Genomic DNA, 22,346 nt, shown 5'->3' on the forward strand with positions numbered 1-22,346 from the left:
TGATGCATGTGTCGGCTCCGGTGCCGAGACGCGGGAGTGTGGATGTCGATACGACTCAAATTCAATCTGGTGCTGGCGGTGGTGCTGCTGCTGGCGGCGGCGGGCGCGGGCTTTTATGTGCATGGCTTTTTGCAAAAGGCCGCCATTGATGAGGTGCGCCACAACTCGCAGCTGATGATGCATTCGGCCATGGCGATCCGCGACTACACGACCGAGCTGGTCAAGCCGCACTTGGACGAGAAGCTGGAAGAGAAATTCCTGCCCCAGACGGTGCCCGCCTATGCGGCCACCGAAACCCTCAAACGCCTGCAAAACCGCTTTCCGGGCTACGAGTACAAAGAGGCCGTGCTCAACCCCACCAACGCGCGCGACCGTGCCAATGAGTGGGAGGAGCGCGTGATCCAGGACTTTCGTGATGGCAAGGTGGACCTGAAGCAGGAAGTCAGCGGCGAGGTGGGCGAGGGCATGCACCGCGCGTTGTACGTGGCCCGCCCCATCACCATCAAGCAGCCGCAGTGCATGGCCTGCCACAGCAGCCCGGCCGTGGCTCCGCCCACCATGCTCAAGATCTACGGCGAGAAGAACGGCTTTGGCTGGGCCATGAACGAGACGGTGGGCGTGCAGGTGGTGAAGGTGCCCATGTTCTACCCGCTGGAGAAGGCGCGGCAAACGTTCTACACCGTGATGGGGGCGCTGGTGGGCAGCTTTGTGCTGTTGTTCGTGGGGCTCAACCTGTCGCTGTCGTCGCTGGTGATCGAGCCCATGGCGCGGCTGAACCTCAAGCTCGAAGACCTGGCCACCAAGGATTTCCTGACCGACTTGGTCAACCGCCGCCGCTTCTTTGAGCGGCTGGAGACCGAGATGTCGGCCATCCGCGTCAAGAACAGCAGCCTGTCGGTGGTGATGTTCGACATCGACTTCTTCAAACGCATCAACGACACCTTTGGGCATGACTCGGGCGACGTGGTGCTCAAGAGCACGGCGCTGCGCGTGCGCGAGCTGCTGCGCTCGTCCGACTGCGCGGCCCGCTTTGGGGGGGAGGAGTTCATCATCTTGCTCAAGGAAACCCCGCTGGACGCCGCCATGGCCATCGCCGAGGCGGTGCGCGCGCGCATTGCAGGCACGCCGTTTGACGCGGTGGGCCATGTGAGCGCCAGCTTTGGCGTGGCCACCTGGGACCACAAGGAAGACAGCCATGCCCTCATCAAGCGTGCAGACGAGGCCCTGTACGTGGCCAAGTCGCGGGGCCGCAACTGCGTGGTGCAGGCGAAGGAGCCCGGCGCGGCCGCGTGATGAGCGCAGCGGCTGGGGCGGTCACGCCGCGGCCGAAGAGGCCAGGCTCGCCTTGGCCGCCGCGTACTCGCTGACGTAGCCCCCGGCCAGCGTGGATTTTTGCGCGTCGGTCAGCAGCTTGCCGGCCATCTGAAAGAAGCGCTGCTCCTCTTCGTGCAGGTGGTGTGTCACCTTGTCTGCCAGCTTGCGCGCCAGGGGCAGCCAGCCGGGGCTGGAGGCATCGGTGGCTTGCAGCGCCTCGACCAGTTCGTCGATCGCGTGGTGCTCGGCAATCGCGTGGCGCGAGAGGTCCACGCCCGGGTCGAGTTGCATGAGCGGAATGTAGAAGTGCCGCTCTTCGGCCAGCGCGTGCACGGCCAATTCGTCTTTTAGCGTGGCAAAGAGGCTGTGGCGGTCGGGGGTGTCGCCGCTGGTTTGCAGCATCTTGGCTGCCAACGTGCGTTGCAGTTCATGGCTTTGGCGCAAGGCTTCAAAAATGGTCATCGCGCGCCCTCACTTCAGCGCACTGCGCACAGCACTGGCGCCCTTGATGGCGAGCACCACAAACACCACCGCGAGCACCAGAAACAGCACAAACAGGATTTTGGCAATGCCAGCGGCCCCGGCCGCTACGCCCGTAAAACCCAGCGCCCCGGCCACCAGGGAAATCAGGGCAAAGATGATCGCGTACTTGAGCATGGGAACGTCCTCCGTGGGTGGTGTGGGAGACAACCTGCGGGTTGCCAAGAGCCTTCACGATAGGTGCGGGCTGGCAGCGGCGCTGTAGGCCTGCCGAGCTGCGGTGTGTAGGAGGTGCACGCAAGAGGGGCGCACGCGCAAGGCGCCTGTGGGGCGATGGCCCTGCCCTTGGCGTCGTGCATGAAAAAGGGCCCCGAAGGGCCCTGGAGGAAGAGGCGATGTTTACCGCATTGTCCGTACCTTGGTCTGCGTTCACATCGCCGACGCGATATGAACTTCGCCCGAAGACCGATACCGCGCTGTCAGCGCGGCGGGCTTACAGCCCGGCTGCTGCGCGCAGCGCAGCAGCTTTATCGGTCTTCTCCCAAGTGAACTCGGGTTCTTCGCGGCCGAAGTGGCCGTAGGCGGCGGTCTTGCTGTAGATGGGGCGCAGCAGGTCCAGCATCTGGATGATGCCCTTGGGGCGCAGGTCGAAGTGGGCCTCCACCAGCTTGGCGATCTCGTGGTCAGGGATCACGCCAGTGCCTTCGGTGTACACGGTGATGTTCATCGGGCGTGCCACACCAATGGCGTACGCCACCTGGATCTGGCACTGGCGCGCCAGGCCTGCGGCCACGATGTTCTTGGCCACGTAGCGGGCGGCGTAGGCGGCTGAGCGGTCCACCTTGCTGGGGTCCTTGCCGCTGAACGCACCGCCGCCGTGGGGGCAGGCACCGCCGTAGGTGTCCACGATGATCTTGCGGCCTGTCAGGCCACAGTCGCCTTGCGGGCCGCCGATGACGAAGCGGCCGGTGGGGTTGATCAGGTACTTGGTGTCCTGCAGCCACTCTTTGGGCAGCACGGGTTTGATGATTTCTTCGATGCAGGCCTCGTAGAAGCTGGCCTTCATCTTGGTGGCGGTCTCCGACTGGTCGGGGCTGTGCTGGGTGGAGAGCACCACGGTGTCGATGCTGTGGGGCTTGCCGTCCACGTAGCGCATCGTGATCTGGCTCTTGGCGTCGGGGCGCAGGAAGGGCAGGCGGCCGTCCTTGCGCAACTGGGCCTGGCGTTCGACCACGCGGTGGGCGTAGTAGATGGGGGCGGGCATCAGCTCCGGCGTTTCGTCGCAGGCATAGCCAAACATCAGGCCCTGGTCGCCCGCGCCAATGTTCAGGTGATCGTCAGACGCATGGTCCACGCCCTGGGCAATGTCGTTGGATTGCTTGTCGTAGGCCACCAGCACGGCGCAGCCCTTGTAGTCGATGCCGTATTCGGTGTTGTCGTAGCCAATGCGCTTGATGGTGTCGCGTGCGACCTGGATGTAGTCGACGTGGGCGTTGGTGGTGATCTCACCGGCCAGCACGACGAGGCCGGTGTTGGTCAGCGTCTCAGCGGCCACACGGCTCTTGGGGTCTTGTTCGAAGATTGCGTCCAGGATCGCGTCAGAGATCTGGTCTGCCACCTTGTCGGGATGGCCTTCAGAGACGGATTCCGAGGTAAAAAGAAAGTCGTTCGCCATTTGAATAAACTCCTGTGTTCCGGCATTTTGGGCGTCGCCCGCAGCCTAGGGAGCTTTGGCGAACGCTTTAGCAGATTTTTTTTACGTCGCCCTGCAAGTTGCTCATTTAACTCAGCGACCCACATATTTTAATGCCAGTCGTCTTCCGTTTCTTTTCCGCGTTCCCGCTGTGGTTGCTCCACAGCATCGGGTGCGTGCTGGGCTGGGTGGCTTTTGCTGCCTCTGGGGTGTACCGCAAGCGTTTCTTGGCCAATGCCGCGTTGGCGGGGTATTCGTTTGCACAAGTGCGCGCCGCCGTGGGGCACGCCGGGCGCATGGTGGCCGAGCTGCCCCGGCTGTGGCTGGGCGCGCCCGTGCCTGTGCGCATTGAGGGCGAGCCCTGCGTGGAGCAGGCGTGGGCCGCTGGGCGAGGTGTGATTTTTCTCACCCCCCACCTGGGGTGTTTTGAGATGTCGGCCCAAGCCATTGCAAACCGCTGGAGTGCGCAGCAGGGCCCCATCACCGTGCTGTACCGCCCTGCGCGCCAGGCCTGGCTGGCCAAGGTGCAGGAAACCGCCCGCAACCGCCCAGGCATGCAGGCCGTGCCGACCACGCTGTCGGGGGTGCGGCAGATGATCAAGGCCCTGCGCCGTGGCGAGGCCGTGGGCCTGCTGCCCGACCAGGTGCCGCCCGAGGGGCTGGGCGTGTGGTCGCCCGTGTTTGGCAAAGAGGCCTACACCATGACCCTGGCCGCCCGCCTGGCACTGCAGACCGGGGCCACCGTGCTGCTGGTGCGCTGCGAGCGTGAGAGCGCCGGGCGTGGCTTTGTGATGTATGCCGAGCCATTGCCCCAGCCGCTCGATAGTGACCTCAACACCGCCGTAGGGCAGATCAACAGCGCCATGGAACATGTGATTCGCCAATGCCCCGGCCAGTACCTGTGGGGCTATGGCCGCTACAAGCAACCCCGCGCTGATGCGCCGCAGCCCGAGGTGTCCGCATGATGAGTCGGCTGGGGGTGTGTTTCATGGGCGTGCTGGCCCATCTGCCGCTGCCGCTGCTGCGCGGCATAGGCGCGCTGCTGGGGCGGCTGTTGTTTGTGCTGGCGGCGCCCAGGCGCAAGATCACCCTGCGCAACCTGGAGCTGTGCTTTCCTGAAGCGTCCGAAGCCCAGCGCACACAGTGGGCGCGCGAGAGCTTCATCGTGTTTTGCCAGACCTGGCTGGACCGCAGCTGGCTGTGGTCGGCCCCGCAGTCGGTGGTGGAGCGGCGCGTCAAGCTCAAAGGCGCCGTGCACGAGCTGGAAGGGGACGTGCCCACCATCATCTTCGCCCCCCATTTTTACGGCATGGACGCGGGCGGTTTGGTGCTGCCGCTGCGCACGCAGCGCGCATTCACCTCGATCTTCTCCACCCACCCAGACCCCGCCATTGACAAGTGGTTCATGCAGGGGCGCCAGCGCTTTGGCGATGTGCGCATGCTCAACCGGGCCGATGGCGTCAAGCCCATCATTGGCAACCTGCGCAAGGGTGGCCTGCTGTACTTGCTGCCCGACATGGACTTTGGCGCGGGCGAGTCGATCTTTGTGCCTTTTTACGGTGTGCAGACGGCCACCGTGCCGTCGCTCTCACGCTTTGCGCGCCTGGGCCGCGCCAAGGTGATCGGCATGTACACGCGCCTGACCCCCGAGGGCTATGTGGCCGAGCTGACCCCCGCCTGGGACCACTACCCCACCGACGATGTGGAAGCCGACACCGCCCGCATGAACCGCGAGCTGGAGACCTACATCAACACCATGCCCGGCCAGTACTACTGGGTGCACAAGCGCTTCAAGACGCGGCCTGAGGCGCAGGCGTCGGTGTACGAGTGAGGGGGCGCCACGCAGTGGCTGCAGCGGCGGTCGGTGGCTATTGAGCGTGGAAGTAGATGCAAAAATGGCCGCTAGCGCTTGCGGAATAAGCGCTAGAAGCTATTGATTTAATAGCTTACCAGTTCAGATGCAAGAAGTGCCCCAGCTCCTGGGCGATGCGCTCGGGGTGCTCGTGCACCACCCAGTGCGATGCCTGCTCGATCTGGCGCAGCTGCAGCCGGTGCACCCAGTCGGGCAGGCCATGCAGCAGGCCTGGCAGCAAGGCCGGGTCGTCCATGGCCCACAGCACCAGTGTGGGCACGTCCACGCGCAGCATCGACTCGGGCAGTTCCACGTCCAGCGCGGCGCGGTCGCCCTCGCGCGGCGGGCGCAGGGGGCTGGCGCGGTAGTAGTTGCAGGCGCCCGTCAGGCCCTGGCGCCACAGGGCGCGGTACTGCTCGCGCACGGGGGCGGTCAGCCAAGCGGGCGCCTGGCCCTCGGGCGTGTCGAAAAAGGCGAAGAGGCGCTCAAAGTCGTTTTCTGCCAGCAGCGCTTCAGAGTCGGGCCTGCACAAAAAGTGCATGTACTGGCTGGCGGCTTGTTGCGCCGGGTTGCTTTGCAGCTCGCGCAAAAAGGCCCCGGGGTGGGGCGAGTTGATGATGGCCAGGCGCTTGAGCCACTGGGGCTGCTGGTTGGCCAGGTTCCAGGCCACGGCGCCGCCCCAGTCGTGGGCCACCAGGCATTCCACCGCACCAGTGGGGCAGGTGGTGGAAATCAGGGCGATCAGGTCTTGCACCAGGTGCTTGGCACGGTAGGCCTCGGTGGCCGGGGGGCTGCTGGATTCGCCAAAGCCCCGCAGGTAAGGGGCGATGCAGTGGTAGCCGCCGTTTTCAGGCCGGGCAAAGTGCAGCAGCAACTCGTCCCAGATGAACGCCCCCTCAGGGAAACCATGCAAAAACACCAGCACCGGCCTGCCAGGCATGCCGCTTTCGCGGCACTGCAATGAAACGCCGTGGGGCAGGAGGGCGGTGCGGGTTTGGATCATGGCGAGTTGCTATGGGTTTGATAGCTTCTCGCGCTTTCTCATCAAGCGCTAGAGGCTATTTTTGCTGTGATTCCTCGTCGTCGCTGGCGGGCTCGGTGGATGCGGCGGCACCCGGGGCACCATCGGCGGCGGCTGGTGTGCCTTCTGCGCGCACGGGGTGCGCCCATTGCCACAGCAGCTGTGCCACATCGTCCACGCCTTGCTTCTTGAGGGCCGAGAACATCTTCACCTCTCCGCCGCCCGCGTTCAGTCGCGTAATGGACAGCACCTTGGCTTGCTCAGACCGCGTGAGCTTGTCAGCCTTGGTCAGCACGATGAGGAATTTCAGCCCCTCTTCAACGCGCGGGCGCACCACTTCGAGCAGGGCTTCGTCCAGCTCGGTCATGCCCAGGCGGGGGTCGCACAGCAGCACGATGCCGGTCAGGCCAGGGCGGCTGACCAGGTAATTGACCATCACCTGCTGCCAGCGCACCTTGTCCGAGCGTGACACGGCGGCATAGCCGTAGCCAGGCAGGTCGGCCAGCACGGCGTCGGTCACGCCCTGCTTGCCCAGCGAGAACAGGTTGATGTGCTGGGTGCGGCCGGGCTTCTTGGAGGCAAAAGCCAGCTGCTTTTGCTGGGTGAGGGTGTTGATGCACGTGGATTTGCCCGCGTTGGAGCGGCCCACGAAGGCGATTTCGGGCACATCGATGGGCGGCAGGTGGTGCAATTGGGCCGCGGTGGTCAAAAAACGTGCGGTGTGCATCCAGCCCATGGCCGTTTTAGCGTCTGGCACAAGCACAGGGGCGCCGTCAACTGGCGTGGAAGGTGGGGTAGTCATGGAAAGTTGGGATGCTCTGGAGCCTCATTGTAGAATCGTGACGCTTTTGCGCACACAAACAACACACCCTCGATATGAAGTTGCTCGCCTCCTTGCTGACGGCTGCCGTACTCGCAGCACCTGTTTTCACGGCCTTTGCAGCGGGTGATGCACCCAAAGCGGCCAAGCCGGATCTCGTCAAGGGCGAGGCCAGCTTCACTGCGGTGTGCGCGGCATGCCACGGTGCTGACGGTAACTCGGCCATTGCTGCCAACCCCAAGTTGTCGCAGCAGCACCCCGAGTACCTGGTCAAGCAGCTGCAGGAATTCAAGTCCGGCAAGCGCAACAACGCGGTCATGAAGGGCTTTGCCTCCATGCTGTCGGACGAGGACATGAAGAACGTTGCCTACTGGGTGGCCTCCAAGCCCGCCAAGGCCGGTTTTGCCAAGGACAAAGACCTGGTGGCACTGGGTGAGCGCATCTACCGCGGTGGCATTGCAGACCGCAACATCGCCGCCTGCGCAGGCTGCCACAGCCCCAACGGTGCAGGCATTCCTGCCCAGTACCCCCGCCTGTCGGGCCAGCACGCTGACTACACCGTGGCCCAGCTGAACACCTTCCGCGACGGCACCCGCGCCAACAGCACCCAGATGACCCAGGTGGCCGCCAAGCTCAACGACAAGGAAATCAAGGCGGTGGCGGATTACATCGCTGGCCTGCGCTGATTGATCTTGGTCAACAAACCGTGGCCTGTTTGACCGGGCAGCACGGAACCTACCGCCAATAACAACCCCAAAAAGGGCGGGTCCATCACACTGATGGCCCCGCCCTTTTTCTTTCGCCTCACCCCCTTCGCTTCTCGCTCCTTTATCTCCATGTCTGAAACCACCCAAGGCGTTCGCGTCCAGTCTGGCTCACGGGCCCTGCGCGCAGGGGTTGAGCTGCTGTCTTCCATGCGGTTTGCCATTGCGCTGTTGACGGTGATCTGCATCGCCTCGGTCATTGGCACCGTGCTCAAGCAGCACGAGCCTGCGGTGAACTACGTCAACCAGTTCGGGCCGTTCTGGGCCGAGTTGTTTGGCGCCGTGCAGCTCAATGCGGTGTACAGCGCGTGGTGGTTTTTGCTGATCCTGGCCTTTTTGGTGGTCAGCACCTCGCTGTGCATCGCCCGAAACACCCCCAAGTTTTTGAGCGACATCAAAGCCTATAAAGAAAATATCCGCGAGCAGAGCCTGCGCGCCTTCCACCACAAGGCCGAAAGCCCCCTCGCGCAGACCACCGAAGCCGAAGCGCGGCGCATTGGCGGCATGCTGGCCAGCGGCGGCTGGAAGGTGCGACTGCAGCAGCGCGACACCGCTGCCGGCCCTGGCACGGGCTGGATGGTGGCGGCCAAGGCGGGGGCTGCCAACAAGATCGGCTACATCGCGGCGCACAGCGCCATCGTGCTGGTGTGCGTGGGCGGCTTGCTCGACGGTGACCTGATCGTGCGCGCCCAGATGCTGCTGGGCGGCAAAACGCCTTACGCAGGCGGTGGCTTGATTGCCGAGGTGAAGCCAGAACACCGCTTGTCTGAGCGCAACCCCACCTTCCGGGGCAACCTGCTGGTGGCCGAGGGCACGCAATCGAGCACCGCCATCCTGAACCAGTCGGACGGCGTGCTGCTGCAAGAGCTGCCTTTTGCGGTGGAGCTCAAGAAGTTCATCGTCGAGCACTACTCCACCGGCATGCCCAAGCTGTTTGCCAGCGAAATCATCATCCACGACAAGGCCACGGGCGAGAAGATTCCGGCCCGGGTGGAGGTGAACCACCCTGCCAGCTACAAAGGCATCGAGATCTACCAGTCGAGCTTTGACGACGGCGGCTCGCGCCTGAAGCTGCGCGCCGTGCCCATGGTGGCGGGCGCCAAGGCGTTTGATGTGGAAGGCGTGGTGGGCAGCTCCACCCAGCTCACCAACAACGGCGGCGGCCCGGGCAGCGACACCCTGACGCTGGAGTTCACGGCGCTGCGCATCATCAACGTCGAGAACTTTGCCGGTGGGGCAGAGAACCTCTCGGGCGCCGATGTGCGCAAGGTGGATTTGCGCGAATCGGTCGAATCGCGCCTGGGCGCGGCCAACAAGACCGTGACCAAGAAAGAGCTGCGCAATGTAGGCCCCAGCGTGAGCTACAAACTGCGCGATGCCGCAGGCCAGGCCCGCGAGTTCCACAACTACATGCTGCCCGTGGACACGGGCGATGGCACGCCGGTCTTCTTGCTGGGCGTGCGTGAAACACCGTCCGAGCCCTTCCGCTACCTGCGTGTGCCCGCAGACGACCAGGGCGGCATGGACGGCTTTGTGCGCATGCGGGCGGCGCTGGCCGACCCGGCGGCGCGTGAAAAAGCCGTGCGCCGCTACGTGGCCCAGGCCATCGAGCCCTCGCGCAGCGAGCTGGCCGAGCAACTGTCTCAATCCGCATCGCGTGCCCTGGCCGTGTTTGCTGGGGCGCTGCCAGCGGCACAGGGCAAGCCTGCCGGTGGGTTGCAGGCCATTTCCGACTTCATGGAAGCCAACGTGCCCGAGGCCGAACGCTCGCGTGCGGGGGAGGTGCTGATCCGCATCCTCAACGGCTCATTGTTTGAGCTAGCGCAACTGACCCGTGAAAACGCCGGGCTGAAACCGTTGGAACAAGACGACCGCACGCGGGGCTTCATGACGCAGGCGGTGCTGTCGCTCAGCGATGCGGTGATGTACCCCGCGCCGATCGCGTTTGAACTCAAAGACTTCACCCAGGTGCAGGCCAGCGTGTTCCAGGTGGCGCGTGCCCCCGGCAAGAACATTGTCTATCTGGGCTGCGCCTTGCTGATCCTGGGCGTTTTTGCCATGCTCTACATCCGTGAACGCCGCGTCTGGGTGTGGTTATCCCCCCAAGGCCAGGGCTCGCATGCTTTGATGGCGCTCTCCACCAACCGCAAAACGATGGACGGGGACAAGGAATTTGTCCAGCTCGCTCAAAAACTGATCGGGGCCCAGCCGCAGCCCCAGACCCCAGCAGGCCACGCATGAACACCGCTACGACCACCACCATCACCCTGAACGAGGGCTTTTTCACCCGCCGCAACTGGCTTGACTGGCTGTTTGCCGCCGTGGTCGCCATCGGGGGGCTGTATGCGTTTCAGCGCTACAGCGCCTACATGGACGTGTATGAAAAAGGCATCTTGATTGGCGCCGTGCCGTGCACCGTGTGGCTGGGCTGGTTCTGGCGGCCCCTGCGGGTGCTGATGCTGGCCGTGGCGGCAGTGGCCCTCATGGCGATTGGGCTGTACCAGCAAGACGGCGTGGGCAACCTGGCGCGGGCGGACACGGTGTTTGGGCTCAAATACTTCCTCTCCAGCCAGTCCGCCATCTTGTGGATGAGCATGCTGTTCTTCATGAGCACGGCTTTTTACTGGGTGGGCATGTTCTCGCGTGGCGAGGGGCACACCATGGGCATGATCGGCTCGCGCATCGCGTGGGTGGCGGTGGCCATGGCCCTCATCGGCACGCTGGTGCGCTGGTACGAGAGCTACCTCATCGGCCCCGACATCGGCCACATCCCGGTCAGCAACCTCTACGAAGTGTTCGTGATGTTCTGCTGGATGACGGCGGCGTTTTACCTGTACTACGAAGAGCAGTACGAAACCCGCTCGCTGGGCGCCTTCGTCATGCTGGTGGTGAGCGCGGCGGTGGGCTTTTTGCTCTGGTACACCGTGGTGCGCGAGGCGCATGAAATCCAGCCCCTGGTGCCCGCCCTCAAGAGCTGGTGGATGAAGCTGCATGTGCCCGCCAACTTCATTGGCTACGGCACGTTTGCATTGGCCGCCATGGTGGCCTTTGCCTACCTGATCAAGCTGCAAGCCAGCGAGACCCGCTGGTACAAGCTGGCGCCGCTGTGGCTGCTGGGCGTGGTGCTGTGTTTTGAGCCCATCGTGTTTCGCCAGAACGCCACCGAAGGCGGCAGCAGCTACTGGATGGTGTATTTCGGCGTGTCTGCGCTGATCGTGGCGAGCATCTTGTTTGGCCGCAAACGCATTGCTGAACGCCTGCCCACCTTTGAGGTGCTGGACGATGTCATGTACAAGTCCATCGCGGTGGGCTTTGCCTTCTTCACCATTGCCACCGTGCTGGGCGCCCTGTGGGCGGCCGAGGCCTGGGGCGGCTACTGGAGCTGGGACCCCAAGGAAACCTGGGCGCTGATCGTGTGGCTGAACTACGCGGCCTGGCTGCACATGCGCCTGATGAAGGGCCTGCGCGGCGCCATCTCTGCCTGGTGGGCGCTGGTGGGGCTGGTGGTCACCACCTTCGCCTTCCTGGGGGTGAACATGTTCTTGAGTGGGCTGCACAGCTACGGCACGTTGTGATGCTTTGGGATCGGTCGCTTTCGATCCGTCCCACCCCAGACTTTTCGGGCTGAGCCCGTCGAAGCCTCGCATGGTGCTTCGATGGACTCAGCCCGAATGCATTTTTGCAAGCCTCTCGGTGCGGCTCATGGCGTGAAAAGCGGGGCTTTCCCCTCCGTCTGCAACTATTGCGTCCCCGGTGTAACCTGATCGGTGTGTAGTGCGAACTAACAGTCGCCAGTGTGCTCCTATGCACACCAGCCCTCAGTGCCCAATTACCGGAGACTTCCCATGCGGACACCGCCTCGCAACACGGGTTTTCAGCACCCGATTCCCAGCGAAATCACCCCCAAGGCCATCTATGAAGACCGCCGCCAGATGCTCAAGCTGATGGCGGGGGGCGCTGCCGGTGCCGCCATGGCAGCCTGGGCCAGTCGCGAGGCCATGGCCCAGCAGGTGCCACGCCCTGGCAAGCTGGCAGCGTTGCCCGGCGCCAAGTCGGCGGTGGCTGGGGCTGTGTCGATGGAGAAACTCACCGACTACAAGGACGCGAGCACCTACAACAACTTCTACGAATTTGGCACCGACAAGGCCGACCCTGCGCGCAATGCGCACACCCTCAAAACTGCGCCGTGGACGGTGGAGGTGGAGGGTTTGGTCAAGAAGCCCGGCAAGTACGGCATTGAGGACCTGATCAAGCTCAGCGCGCAGGAAGAGCGCATCTACCGCCTGCGCTGTGTGGAGGGCTGGTCCATGGTGATCCCATGGGTGGGTTACTCGCTGGCCGAGCTGATCAAGCGCGTGGAGCCCATGGGCAATGCCAAGTACGTCGAGTTTGTGACCCTGGCCGACAAGGCCACCATGCCCTACGTAGGCTCGCGCGTGCTCGACTGGCCCTATGTGGAAGGCCTGCGCATGGACGAAGCCATGCACCCGCTGACCCTGCTGGCGTTTGGTATGTATGGCGAGGTGTTGCCCAACCAGAACGGTGCTCCGGTGCGTTTGGTGGTGCCATGGAAGTACGGCTTCAAGAGCGCCAAGAGCATCGTCAAGATCCGCTTTGTCGAGAAAGAACCCGGCACCGCCTGGAACAAGGCGGCGCAGCAGGAATACGGCTTTTATTCCAACGTGAACCCCAATGTGGACCACCCCCGCTGGAGCCAGGCCACCGAGCGCCGCATTGGCGAGGACGGCCTGTTTGCCAAGAAACGCAAGACGCTGATGTTCAACGGCTACGAAGCCCAGGTCGGCCAGCTGTATGCGGGCATGGACCTCAAGAAGTTCTACTGACGTGCGGGCAGATACAAGCCGCCCTGCCAGCGCTACCAGCCCTGTGCGCGCCCAGGGCGATTGGCGCAAGGCGCTGCTGCACCCCGCCGCCAAGCCGCTGTTGTTTTGCGCGGCGCTGCTGCCTGCGGTGTGGCTGGTCGTGGCCGCAGCCACCAACCAGCTGGGTGCCAACCCGGCCGAAGCGCTGATCCGCTCCACCGGCGACTGGGCCCTGCGGGCGCTGTGCCTGGTGCTGGCCTTGACCCCGCTGCGCGTGGCGTTTGCGGTGCCCGCGCTGGCGCGGTGGCGGCGCATGCTGGGCCTGTTTGCGTTCTTCTACGTCTGCTTGCATGTGCTCAGCTACAGCTGGCTCGATATGGGGCTGGATGTGCCAGACATCCTGGCCGATATCGCCAAGCGGCCCTTCATCCTGGTCGGCACGCTGGCATTTTTGGTGCTGTTGGCGCTGGCGGCCACCTCGTTCCAGCGGGCCATTCGGGCGCTGGGGGGCAAGCGTTGGCAGGCGCTGCACCGCTCGGTGTACGCCGCCGCATTGCTGGCGGTGCTGCATTTCTTCTGGATGCGCGCTGGCAAAAACAACTTTGCCGAAGTGGCGGTGTATGCCGCCGTCATTGCGGGGCTGTTGGGCTGGCGGCTGTGGCGCAGGCTGAAGGGCTGACTCTGGTGGTGTCCCGTTTCCCGCTCCATCGGTTTTGCTATATCTTTAGTAGCTACTTGCGCTTATTGATAGTGCGCTAGAGGCCAATTTCTCTTCAATTTTATGGATTGACGGCACTCCTCCATTGCGGCGAGTGCGCTGAGATAGGTGGCTACACGAACTTCGTGGTCCACGAAGTTCGTGTAAACTGGCCTTCATGAAAAACGTCACCATCACGATGGACGACACCGTGGCCGAGTGGGTGCGGGTAGAGGCTGCCAAGCGCGGCAGCAGCGTCTCTCGCCTCATGGGTGAATGGCTGGCCGAGAAGATGCGCCAGGAAGACGCTTACGCCCAGGCCATGCGCGAGGCCCTGGCGTTTGAGACCTGGGGCACCTCATCAGGCCCCTATGTGCCACGCGAAACCTTGTTTCAGCGATGAGCAACCCCCTCATTTTTGTCGACACCGAAGTGCTGCTCGCCAGCGTGGACGAGCGCGATCCCGAGCGCCAGGCGCGTGCGCGCGAATGGCTCACTTTTTGCTGGAAAACGCGCAGCGGGCGCATCAGCTCGCAGGTGCTCAACGAGTTGTACAACCAAGCCATCCAGCGTTTTTCCGGCCCCCACGTGCTGCAGCAAGTGCGCGCCCAGGTGCGCCGCCTGCGGGTTTGGCTGCCGCCGCACCTGGATGCCTACACCGTTGATGGCGCGTGGGATCTGCAAGACCGCTACGGCCTGGGCTACTGGGATGCGCTCATCGTTTCGTCCGCACACCAGCAGGGCTGCCGCTACTTGCTGACCGAAGCCTTGCCGCACGACCAGGTGCTGGACGCCGTGCGCGCCATCAACCCCTTTGTTTTGGCCCCCAACGAACTGGACACTGCCGAATGACCTCTGCTACCTCCACGCCCACTGACAGCACCGACACGCTCGCCAATGCCCTGAGCCGCATCCGCCCCGATGTGCGCGCCATGCACTCGTACGTGGTGCAGCCGTCCACCGGCATGCTCAAGATGGACGCGATGGAGAACCCCTTTGCCTTGCCCGAGGCCCTGCAGACCGCGCTGGGCCAGCGGCTGGGGGCACTGGCGCTCAACCGTTACCCCGGTGCACGGCAGAACGACCTGAAAGCCGCGCTGGCTGCTTACGCAGGGGCTCCCACGGGATCCGACGTGGTGTTGGGCAATGGCTCGGACGAGCTCATCACCCTGCTGGCCCTGGCCTGCGCGCAGCCCGGCACTGGCCACCGCGCCACCCTGCTGGCCCCCATGCCGGGGTTTGTGATGTACCCCATGAGCGCACAACTGCAGGGGCTCGACTTTGTGGGCGTGCCTTTGACGCCCGACTTTGAGCTTGACGAGCCCGCCATGCTGGCCGCCATTGCGCAGCACAAGCCCGCCATCACCTACATCGCCTACCCCAACAACCCCACCGCCACGCTGTGGGATGAGGGGGCCGTGCAGCGCATCATCGACGCCGTGGGCGCACAAGGCGGCATCGTGGCGGTGGACGAGGCCTACCAGCCCTTTGCCAGCCGCACCTGGCTCACCCGCATGCAGGCCGAGCCCGCGCGCAATGCCCATGTGCTGCTGATGCGCACGCTCAGCAAGTTTGGCCTGGCCGGGGTGCGCCTGGGTTACATGCTGGGGCAGCCCGCGCTGGTGGCTGAGATCGACAAGGTGCGCCCGCCCTACAACGTGAGCGTGCTCAACTGCGAAGCCGCCCTGTTTGCGCTGGAGCATGCCGATGTGTTTGCCGCCCAGGCGGCCGAGTTGCGTGCGCAGCGCACCGTGCTCATCGCGGCCTTGCGTGCCATGCCGGGCATCGAAAAGGTGTGGAACAGCGAGGCCAACATGGTGCTGGTGCGCGTGGCCGACGCGGGCAAGACCTATGAGGGCATGAAAACCCGTAAGGTCCTCATCAAGAACGTTTCTACAATGCACCCATTGCTGCACAACTGTTTGCGCCTGACCGTGGGCAACGCCCAGGACAACGCCACCATGCTGGCCGCACTCCAAGCCTCCCTATGACCTCCTCCGCACTCGTCACTTCCACCGCCACCGATTCCGCAGCCGACCGCATTGCCGAAGTCAGCCGCAACACCGCCGAGACGCGCATCACCGTGCGCATCAACCTCGACGGCACGGGCCAGTCCAAGCTGCACACGGGCATCGGGTTCTTTGACCACATGCTCGAGCAGATTGCCCGCCACGGCCTGATCGACCTGGACATCGACTGCGCGGGCGACTTGCACATCGACGGCCACCACACGGTGGAAGACGTGGGCATCACCCTGGGCCAAGCGTTTGCGCGGGCCGTGGGCGACAAGAAGGGCATCTCGCGCTATGGCCATGCCTACGTGCCGCTGGACGAAGCATTGAGCCGTGTGGTGGTCGACTTCTCGGGCCGCCCCGGTTTGCACCTGCACATCCCCTTCACTGCGGGCAGCATTGGCGGCTTTGACACCCAGCTCACCTACGAATTCTTCCAGGGCTTCGTGAACCACGCGGGCGTGACGCTGCACATCGACAACCTCAAGGGCATCAACGCCCACCACCAGTGCGAGACGGTGTTCAAGGCGTTTGCCCGTGCGCTGCGCTCCGCGCTCACGCGCGATCCGCGCGCTGCAGGCACCATCCCGTCCACCAAGGGCAGTCTCTGATTTTTAAGCCAAAAAGGCCTCTAGCGCCCATCCAATAAGCGCTAACAGCTATGAATACAGAAGCAAAAACAGTCGCCGTGGTGGACTACGGCATGGGCAATCTGCGATCGGTCTCGCAGGCCGTGCAGGCTGCGGCGCAAGGCACTGGCTGGACGGTGGTCGTCACCTCCAGCCCCGACGCCGTGCGCGCTGCCCAGCGCGTAGTGTTGCCAGGGCAGGGTGCCATGCCCGACTGCATGCGCGAGCTGCGCGAGTCGGGCCTGCAGGAATCCGTGCTGGAAGCCGCCGCGTCCAAGCCCTTGTTTGGCGTATGCGTGGGTATGCAGATGCTGCTCAACCACAGTGCCGAGGGCGACACACCCGGCCTGGGCTTGATCCCTGGCGAAGTCATCAAGTTTGACCTGGCCGGCCGCACCCAGCCCGATGGCAGCCGCTTTAAGGTGCCGCAAATGGGCTGGAACCAGGTGCGCCAAGTGCCCCATGGTGGTGCTGTGCACCCGGTGTGGGCCGGTATTCCTGACAACAGCTACTTTTACTTCGTGCACAGCTTTTATGCGCGTCCGCACAGCGCGGCGCACTGTGCCGGAGAAGCAGACTACGGCGGAGTATTCGCCGCAGCCATTGCGCGCGATAATATTTTTGCCGCGCAATTTCACCCCGAGAAAAGCGCGGAACACGGCCTGGCCCTGTACCGCAACTTTCTGCACTGGAATCCCTGAATCCCTCAACCCGTTCGGGCCGAGTTTCACCTCGCCCTTTTCCTCCCGAACCCATCATGCTGCTCATCCCCGCCATCGATCTCAAAGACGGCCACTGCGTTCGCCTCAAGCAAGGCGATATGGACCAATCCACCACCTTTGGTGAAGACCCTGCGGCCATGGCCCGCAAGTGGGTGGATGCGGGCGCGCGCCGCCTGCACCTGGTGGACTTGAACGGCGCCTTTGCGGGTGTTCCGAAAAATTACAGCGCCATCAAGTCCATCCTCAAAGAGGTGGGCAGCGACATTCCCGTGCAGCTGGGTGGCGGTATCCGCGATCTGGACACCATTGAAAAGTACATCGATGGCGGCCTGCGCTACGTCATTATCGGCACCGCTGCGGTGAAGAACCCAGGCTTTTTGAAGGACGCTTGCAGCGCCTTTGGCGGCCACATCATCGTGGGCCTGGATGCCAAGGACGGCAAGGTGGCCACCGACGGCTGGAGCAAGCTCACCGGCCACGAAGTGGTGGACCTGGCCAAGAAGTTCGAAGACTGGGGCGTTGAGTCCATCATCTACACCGACATTGGCCGCGACGGCATGCTCTCGGGCATCAACATCGACGCCACCGTCAAGCTGGCCCAATCGCTGAGCATCCCCGTGATCGCTTCAGGTGGCCTCTCCAACATGGCCGATATCGAGCAGCTGTGCGCCGTCGAATCCGAAGGGGTGGAAGGCGTCATTTGCGGCCGTGCCATCTACAGCGGCGACCTGGACTTTGCTGCGGCGCAGGCGCGTGCAGACGAGCTGGGCGAGGGCTAGGCGCAGCGCAGCTTTTGATTGACCTTTGGTGCCTTAAGGCCTGGACAGTATTGGCTGTGCAGGCCTTGTTTGTTTCTGGGGTGGCTTGTGGTCTGTCATCAACCCTGCTGGGGCGCTCGTGTTTGGGGTTGGATGGGGGGCAGTGTGGGCCTTAGCCTCCCCATACCCAGTCAAAGCGCACATCCAGGGGGAGGTAGTGGATGCGGTAGCTGGGAGGGAGTTCTTCCAAAGGCCGCAGGCGCACCACAATCGAAGGCATGCGTGGCGTCAGAGGGGAAACGCGCTCTGCAGGGGTGCGTTCTGCTTCGGAAATGACGTCCTGTACCTCAGCGCGCAGGCTACGGCCGTCCATGAAATGCAGGGTGGCCTGCCTTCCGGGCTGGGCGTAGCGGGCCTGGCTGGGGGGCAAGTACGCATGCACCAGCGGTGGCTTGGCAGTGCCTTGCACTACCGCCACATCGGTCCCTGCCTCCACATGCTCGCCAGAGCGCACCAGCTGGCGTACGACCACGACATCAAAAGGAGCTTTCAGCGTGGCCTGTGGCGGGTCTTGGGGGGGGTCTTTGCTCTGCCCGCCTAACTCGGGTTGAGGTGTTGGGCGTTTGGCTGGTAGAGGGGTTGGCACTCGGGCTTGGGCCAGTGCCAACCGGGCCTCCTGTGCAGCGGCACGGGTCCTGCTGGCTTCGGCCTGTGCCTGGAAGACCTGCATCTGTGCGTTGTCCACCTCGCTGCGTGTGGCTGCACCTTCTGCACGCAAGGACTGTATGGCATTGAGCCGCTCTTGTTGCAGTGCCAGTTGCTGCTGGCTCAAGCGATGTGCTGCTTCTTGGGATGCCAAGCGCTCTGCCAAGGGCTCGCTGGGTGAGGTGGCTGCAATGGCGGATTCGAGCGGTGGTTCAGCCATTGGCTGGTTCATCGTGGCGGCGCTGGCGGGCGCATCTCGTTTCACGTCCATCAGTGCCTGGCCTGACGAAAGCCTGTCACCTACGCCCGCGATGTGCACCACTTGTCCTGGGGTGATGGAGCGCAGCACGGTTTGTTCTGTGACGACCAGTCCTGGCGTGGTTTCCCACCAGTAGGACACGACAAAGCGGCCCAGCAGATAGGCTGGTGGTGTCAGGACCATGGCCAGTAGCAGATACCAACGCCAGCGCGGAACCTGCCGTTTGGATGCTGCGTACTTCACAGACAAGCCGTTGCTCTCTTGAGGAGAACTGGGCGGAATATCAAACTGGATTTTCAAGGGCGCGCCTCTTTAAATTCTTCCCACGACTGCACGATCACTCCACTGAATTGGGGCAGGGCAGACAGTTGCTTTGCCAATACGTTCCAGCGCTGCAGCGCGGCAGCTTTTCCGAGCTGGAAATTGCTCTCCTCTGCCGCTAGCGCACGCTCCATGCTTTGCGCAATGGAGAGCTTCAGGCCCGGTGGCCCTTGCAGCAGAGGCCGCGCAATGTCAAAGACGCGGTCCGTGTTGCTCACATAAAGCATGGCGGTCAGTTCACCGGCACCCGCTTCTTGCAATCGCTGTGCGAAGCCAGGGGATTCAAGCTCGCGGTAGTGCGTTGTCAGTGCCACGGGCCAGGGGGTAATGTCCCGCACGGCCTTCACTGTGTCCAACACCCCCTGGTCCCACTGTGGTTGGTCTGCCTCTGGCAATTGGCTGCGCTCCAGGTCCAGGTGCAGTGCATCAAAAGGCAGGTGGCGCGCAGATTTGATCAGATTCAACAGCTGCTCTCGCCCCGCAGGCAAGACCCAGGTGGGCTCGCCCAGCAGCAACTCCACTCTCACGCCCCTGTGTTTGGCCTTCGCGACCAGCTGCGTCAAACGTTGCTGGCCTGTCGGTTCTACCAACGCTTGTAGTTGGCGATTCGTAAAGGATACGAGCACCCGTTGGGTGCCTGGCGGTAGCGCCTTTAACTGACTGGGAGTTTGCAATAGCGCTGGCCCGTTCCAGACATACCAGCCCAAGGCCGGGTGTACTTCGGCTGCGCGTGCGGATGTGCTCACTGTGCTGGCCTGCCGAGGAGCCAGAGGGGGGGGGGAGGCTTGAGCAAAGGGATTGCCCATCAGCGAGAGCAAAACAGGCCGGAGTGTGGATGTGCTGTGGGGCGTGGTGATGGCTTGGGCGCACCCTGCGGTGGACCAGGAGGCAAGCTCAGCCGTTGCCAAATCCAGCCGCTCTGCAGCTTCCACCCATTGCAACCCCGCTTGCAACAGGGCATAGCGTGCGTTCAGCACTTTGGCATAGGCATCACCGTCGTCGATGCGTTGCTGGCGCAGCATGGCTACACGCAGGTTCTCTTGCGCGACCAGGAGCAGGCGTTCAGCATTGGATTGGTCCGACTGTCTGATTTGCCGCAGCCCCAGCGCCAACTCAGCCGCCGTGAGGAATTCACCGCGACGCAGCTCCAGCTGGCTTTCCGCTCTGTAGCGCTCGCTTTGCAATTGGCCCAGCAGCGCATCACGATGGGCCTTCCATTCCAGAGGGACGGATAGGTCGATGCCCACGGTCGTGCTGTGGCCCGGTTGCCCCCCGAAATCTCTGCTGACGGATTGCGACAGCGACACTCCGGCTTCCACCGTTTCGCGGCGCAGGTGGGTCGCGATCTGGTTGGCGGCATCCACTTCCAGACGCGCCTGCTGTACGCTGGGGTGTTCGTCCACCTGTGCCAGCACGTCTTGGGATCTGGTGCATGCGTCGGGCCAAACCATTGGGGCAGTGTCCAGCGCGGTGATGCTGTGGTCGGTCAGCCGCGACAGCTCGCGCAGGGTGCTTTGCGTGGTGAACTGCAAAGTGCGTTGCAGGGTTTCGGCGGAAGAGAACAAGCCGCTCAGTCCCATGCGCTCGGCTGGCAGCATGTACCCGGCCTGTGTGCGGCGCTCCAGCGATGCTTCGATGGTCTCTTTTTCAGTGAGGAATGCCTGGGTCAGTGCGACACGCTGCATGCCATGCCGATGGCGCAAATACGCCTGGCGCACGGCGTGCACCGCTTCCTGCTGTACGGCCCGTAGGCGCACTTGCCGCGCTGCTGTTCCCTGCTCTGCTTCTGTCACAGCGCGCAGTTGCGCCTCACGGCTGCCCAGCAGGGGCCAGCGCACACCAGCCTGCAGTTGGGCGCGCTGGTAGCTGCGGCTCACGGTATCTGTCACGGCTTCGCGGGCGTTGCCTACTGTGGCACCGCCAAACAATCGTCCGCCCTGTCGGGCGCGCGCCGCATCTGCCCGGTGGGCTGCCACGTCCTTTTCTGCTTGGGCCAGCCGCACGCTGGGGGCAGACGTCTGGGCCCATGTCTCCAGGTCTGCCAGTTGGGCGGTATCTGCCCACGCTAGGCCTGCATGCAGGTTAAAGCCCACGCACAGCAGCACAGCGGTTTGTTGCAGGGTTCGGCCCCAGTGGCGTTTCAACATGTCAGAACTTGGTTTTGCGTAGCACCCACCAGGGCGCCATGGATGAGTCGAGGTGGGAGTTCATCGTCATCTCCGTCAAGATGGAGAACGCGCAGTGCAGGCGATTGGCGAAAGCGAACAGCGGCATCAATGGCAGGAACCGGAGGTAGTCCAGGTCTTCTTTTGGGCGCTCCGAAACTGCGATCACGTAGAGCAAAAAGTAAAAGATGATGGCCAGTAAGTAGGCCAGATAAATGAACGCAAGTACCCCAATGACTGCGCCGATGGGCAGGGTAAACAGCATCACGCCGGTATAGGCCACGATAAGGAACGGCATCAGCACCTGCATCACCAGCCCGTTGACGGCCACGAACATGAAATTGCGCCAGCCCAGCAGTCGTGGCCTGAGATTGAAGCGGAACTTGCGGATGAAGATGAAGAACATGTCGCCATCCCAGCGCAGCCGCTGGCGAAAGAAAATGCGCCAGGTGTCGGGTGCATCGGTGTGCCCTACGGCATGGGGGTCAAACACGATGCGCAGTCCGGGGTGCCTGCCAAAGTACTGTTTGATCCGCGTGGTCATGTCCAGGTCTTCAGCCGACCCAGCATCCCAACCGCCCAGGTTGCGGATGAACCCGGTGCGGAATACGCCAAAGGCGCCCGAGATGTTGTTGACGATGTTGAACTCGGACAGGCCGGTTTTGCCAGCACCGATCGACAGGATGTATTCCAGCGCCTGCAATCGGGTGACCAGGGTTTTCTTGGCGTTGCGCACGCGCAGATTGCCTGACACGCCCACCACGCCAGGGTCGTCAAAGTGGCGCGTTGCGTTGCGCACCATGTCGTTGTCGAAGGATGTATCGCCATCCAACGCCATGACGATTTCCCCCGTGGCGATGGAGAGTCCTGCATTGAGTGACGAAACCCGTCCCCCGCGTTGCCACTTGGGCAGCACCACCAGATCCCGCTTGGCTTGCCCTGCCAAAAGCCCGCGGGCATTGCGCGCGGCCAGTAAGGTGGGGCGGTTCTGTATGGCCCCGTCAATGACGGCAATGATTTCGATATGGCCTGGATACAACTGCTGCGCCAGAGACTGGATGGTCTTGCGCACGTCTTCGCCTTCCGAATAGCAGGTCACCACGCAAGACACACGTGGGTAGCGTTCCCGCTGTCGTTCAGGGCGGTGCCTGCGCAGGCCGTAACGCACCATGCCGGCGGTCACCAGCAAAAAGAAGGGGGCCTCCAGCACTACAACGAAGGGAAAAAATTTCCAGGCCAGCTCCAGCCAGTTTTGTTGGCTGGAGCTGGCGAACAGCGTGACAAAGGCAAAAACGACCTGATCCCACATGC

22 protein-coding genes are annotated in these 22,346 nt (G+C 63.3%); 14 read left to right on the top strand and 8 right to left on the bottom strand.

Features of this window, described 5'->3' with window-relative positions:
- Window positions 1-42: 42 nt before the first annotated feature.
- A complete protein-coding gene (locus CLU86_RS22280; protein ID WP_099743157.1) occupies window positions 43-1,293 on the top strand; it encodes a diguanylate cyclase in 1,251 nt (416 codons plus the stop codon).
- Window positions 1,294-1,314: 21 nt separating this feature from the next.
- Here CLU86_RS22280 and CLU86_RS22285 read toward each other — a convergent pair whose 3' ends face one another.
- The 3 genes from CLU86_RS22285 to metK form a co-directional block, all read right to left on the bottom strand.
- Window positions 1,315-1,776, bottom strand: a complete 462-nt coding sequence (locus CLU86_RS22285) for a hemerythrin domain-containing protein (protein WP_099658001.1) — start codon at window positions 1,774-1,776, stop codon at window positions 1,315-1,317.
- Window positions 1,777-1,785: 9 nt separating this feature from the next.
- Window positions 1,786-1,971, bottom strand: a complete 186-nt coding sequence (locus CLU86_RS22290; protein ID WP_099658002.1) for a DUF1328 family protein — start codon at window positions 1,969-1,971, stop codon at window positions 1,786-1,788.
- A 316-nt stretch (window positions 1,972-2,287) separates the two neighbouring features.
- Window positions 2,288-3,469: a methionine adenosyltransferase gene (gene metK / locus CLU86_RS22295; protein ID WP_099658003.1), complete on the bottom strand. Its 1,182-nt coding sequence runs from the start codon at window positions 3,467-3,469 to the stop codon at window positions 2,288-2,290.
- Window positions 3,470-3,600: 131 nt separating this feature from the next.
- Here metK and CLU86_RS22300 point away from each other — a divergent pair, with 131 nt between their 5' ends.
- Window positions 3,601-4,452: a lysophospholipid acyltransferase family protein gene (locus tag CLU86_RS22300; protein WP_099743158.1), complete on the top strand. Its 852-nt coding sequence runs from the start codon at window positions 3,601-3,603 to the stop codon at window positions 4,450-4,452.
- Window positions 4,449-5,318 carry a lysophospholipid acyltransferase family protein gene (locus CLU86_RS22305; protein ID WP_099743159.1) on the top strand — a complete coding sequence of 290 codons (870 nt, stop codon included), beginning with the start codon at window positions 4,449-4,451 and terminating at the stop codon, window positions 5,316-5,318. Before CLU86_RS22300 ends, CLU86_RS22305 begins: the two co-directional genes overlap by 4 nt.
- A 115-nt stretch (window positions 5,319-5,433) precedes the next feature.
- Here the strand turns inward: CLU86_RS22305 and CLU86_RS22310 are convergent, their stop codons facing one another.
- Window positions 5,434-6,342, bottom strand: a complete 909-nt coding sequence (locus CLU86_RS22310) for an alpha/beta fold hydrolase (protein WP_099743160.1) — start codon at window positions 6,340-6,342, stop codon at window positions 5,434-5,436.
- A 55-nt stretch (window positions 6,343-6,397) separates the two neighbouring features.
- Complete coding sequence (gene yihA, locus CLU86_RS22315; protein ID WP_099743161.1) at window positions 6,398-7,096, bottom strand: ribosome biogenesis GTP-binding protein YihA/YsxC; 699 nt, start codon at window positions 7,094-7,096, stop codon at window positions 6,398-6,400.
- A 140-nt stretch (window positions 7,097-7,236) separates the two neighbouring features.
- On the opposite strand from yihA, the gene CLU86_RS22320 reads away from it, so the two are divergent.
- The 11 genes from CLU86_RS22320 (at window position 7,237) to hisA (ending at window position 17,606) form a co-directional block, all read left to right on the top strand.
- Window positions 7,237-7,866: a cytochrome c gene (locus tag CLU86_RS22320; RefSeq protein WP_099658008.1), complete on the top strand. Its 630-nt coding sequence runs from the start codon at window positions 7,237-7,239 to the stop codon at window positions 7,864-7,866.
- 150 nt (window positions 7,867-8,016) lie between these two features.
- Window positions 8,017-10,185 (top strand): cytochrome c biogenesis protein ResB, encoded by a 2,169-nt coding sequence (locus tag CLU86_RS22325; protein ID WP_099743162.1) that lies wholly within the window; start codon window positions 8,017-8,019, stop codon window positions 10,183-10,185.
- Complete coding sequence (ccsB, locus tag CLU86_RS22330) at window positions 10,182-11,519, top strand: c-type cytochrome biogenesis protein CcsB (RefSeq protein WP_099743163.1); 1,338 nt, start codon at window positions 10,182-10,184, stop codon at window positions 11,517-11,519. Before CLU86_RS22325 ends, ccsB begins: the two co-directional genes overlap by 4 nt.
- Before the next feature lie 270 nt (window positions 11,520-11,789).
- Window positions 11,790-12,788, top strand: coding sequence for a protein-methionine-sulfoxide reductase catalytic subunit MsrP (gene msrP / locus CLU86_RS22335; protein ID WP_099743164.1), 999 nt, complete (start codon window positions 11,790-11,792; stop codon window positions 12,786-12,788).
- Window position 12,789: 1 nt separating this feature from the next.
- Window positions 12,790-13,446, top strand: coding sequence for a sulfite oxidase heme-binding subunit YedZ (locus tag CLU86_RS22340; protein WP_369803866.1), 657 nt, complete (start codon window positions 12,790-12,792; stop codon window positions 13,444-13,446).
- Window positions 13,447-13,642: 196 nt separating this feature from the next.
- Window positions 13,643-13,867 (top strand): CopG family transcriptional regulator, encoded by a 225-nt coding sequence (locus tag CLU86_RS22345; RefSeq protein WP_099658013.1) that lies wholly within the window; start codon window positions 13,643-13,645, stop codon window positions 13,865-13,867.
- Window positions 13,864-14,316, top strand: coding sequence for a PIN domain-containing protein (locus tag CLU86_RS22350; RefSeq protein ID WP_099743166.1), 453 nt, complete (start codon window positions 13,864-13,866; stop codon window positions 14,314-14,316). The genes CLU86_RS22345 and CLU86_RS22350 overlap by 4 nt, the downstream gene beginning before the upstream one ends.
- The gene (gene hisC, locus CLU86_RS22355; RefSeq protein WP_099743167.1) at window positions 14,313-15,455 is read left to right on the top strand and encodes a histidinol-phosphate transaminase; all 1,143 of its coding nucleotides are present in this window, start codon (window positions 14,313-14,315) and stop codon (window positions 15,453-15,455) included. The genes CLU86_RS22350 and hisC overlap by 4 nt, the downstream gene beginning before the upstream one ends.
- Window positions 15,452-16,087, top strand: coding sequence for an imidazoleglycerol-phosphate dehydratase HisB (hisB, locus tag CLU86_RS22360; protein WP_099658015.1), 636 nt, complete (start codon window positions 15,452-15,454; stop codon window positions 16,085-16,087). Before hisC ends, hisB begins: the two co-directional genes overlap by 4 nt.
- A gap of 50 nt (window positions 16,088-16,137) precedes the next feature.
- Window positions 16,138-16,806: an imidazole glycerol phosphate synthase subunit HisH gene (gene hisH, locus CLU86_RS22365; RefSeq protein WP_099658016.1), complete on the top strand. Its 669-nt coding sequence runs from the start codon at window positions 16,138-16,140 to the stop codon at window positions 16,804-16,806.
- 56 nt (window positions 16,807-16,862) lie between these two features.
- Window positions 16,863-17,606 (top strand): 1-(5-phosphoribosyl)-5-[(5-phosphoribosylamino)methylideneamino]imidazole-4-carboxamide isomerase, encoded by a 744-nt coding sequence (gene hisA / locus CLU86_RS22370; RefSeq protein ID WP_099743168.1) that lies wholly within the window; start codon window positions 16,863-16,865, stop codon window positions 17,604-17,606.
- Window positions 17,607-17,757: 151 nt separating this feature from the next.
- On the opposite strand, the gene CLU86_RS22375 is transcribed toward hisA, so the two are convergent.
- The 3 genes from CLU86_RS22375 to CLU86_RS22385 are packed head-to-tail and all read right to left on the bottom strand — an operon-like array spanning window position 17,758 to window position 22,344.
- Complete coding sequence (locus CLU86_RS22375; RefSeq protein ID WP_099743169.1) at window positions 17,758-18,849, bottom strand: HlyD family efflux transporter periplasmic adaptor subunit; 1,092 nt, start codon at window positions 18,847-18,849, stop codon at window positions 17,758-17,760.
- The gene (locus tag CLU86_RS22380) at window positions 18,846-21,017 is read right to left on the bottom strand and encodes a TolC family protein (RefSeq protein ID WP_233195175.1); all 2,172 of its coding nucleotides are present in this window, start codon (window positions 21,015-21,017) and stop codon (window positions 18,846-18,848) included. Before CLU86_RS22380 ends, CLU86_RS22375 begins: the two co-directional genes overlap by 4 nt.
- Window position 21,018: 1 nt before the next feature.
- Window positions 21,019-22,344: a glycosyltransferase gene (locus CLU86_RS22385; protein ID WP_099743170.1), complete on the bottom strand. Its 1,326-nt coding sequence runs from the start codon at window positions 22,342-22,344 to the stop codon at window positions 21,019-21,021.
- Window positions 22,345-22,346: the final 2 nt, after the last annotated feature.

Origin of the sequence: Acidovorax sp. 62 (assembly GCF_002754495.1) — a bacterium.
Lineage (GTDB): Bacteria > Pseudomonadota > Gammaproteobacteria > Burkholderiales > Burkholderiaceae_C > Acidovorax.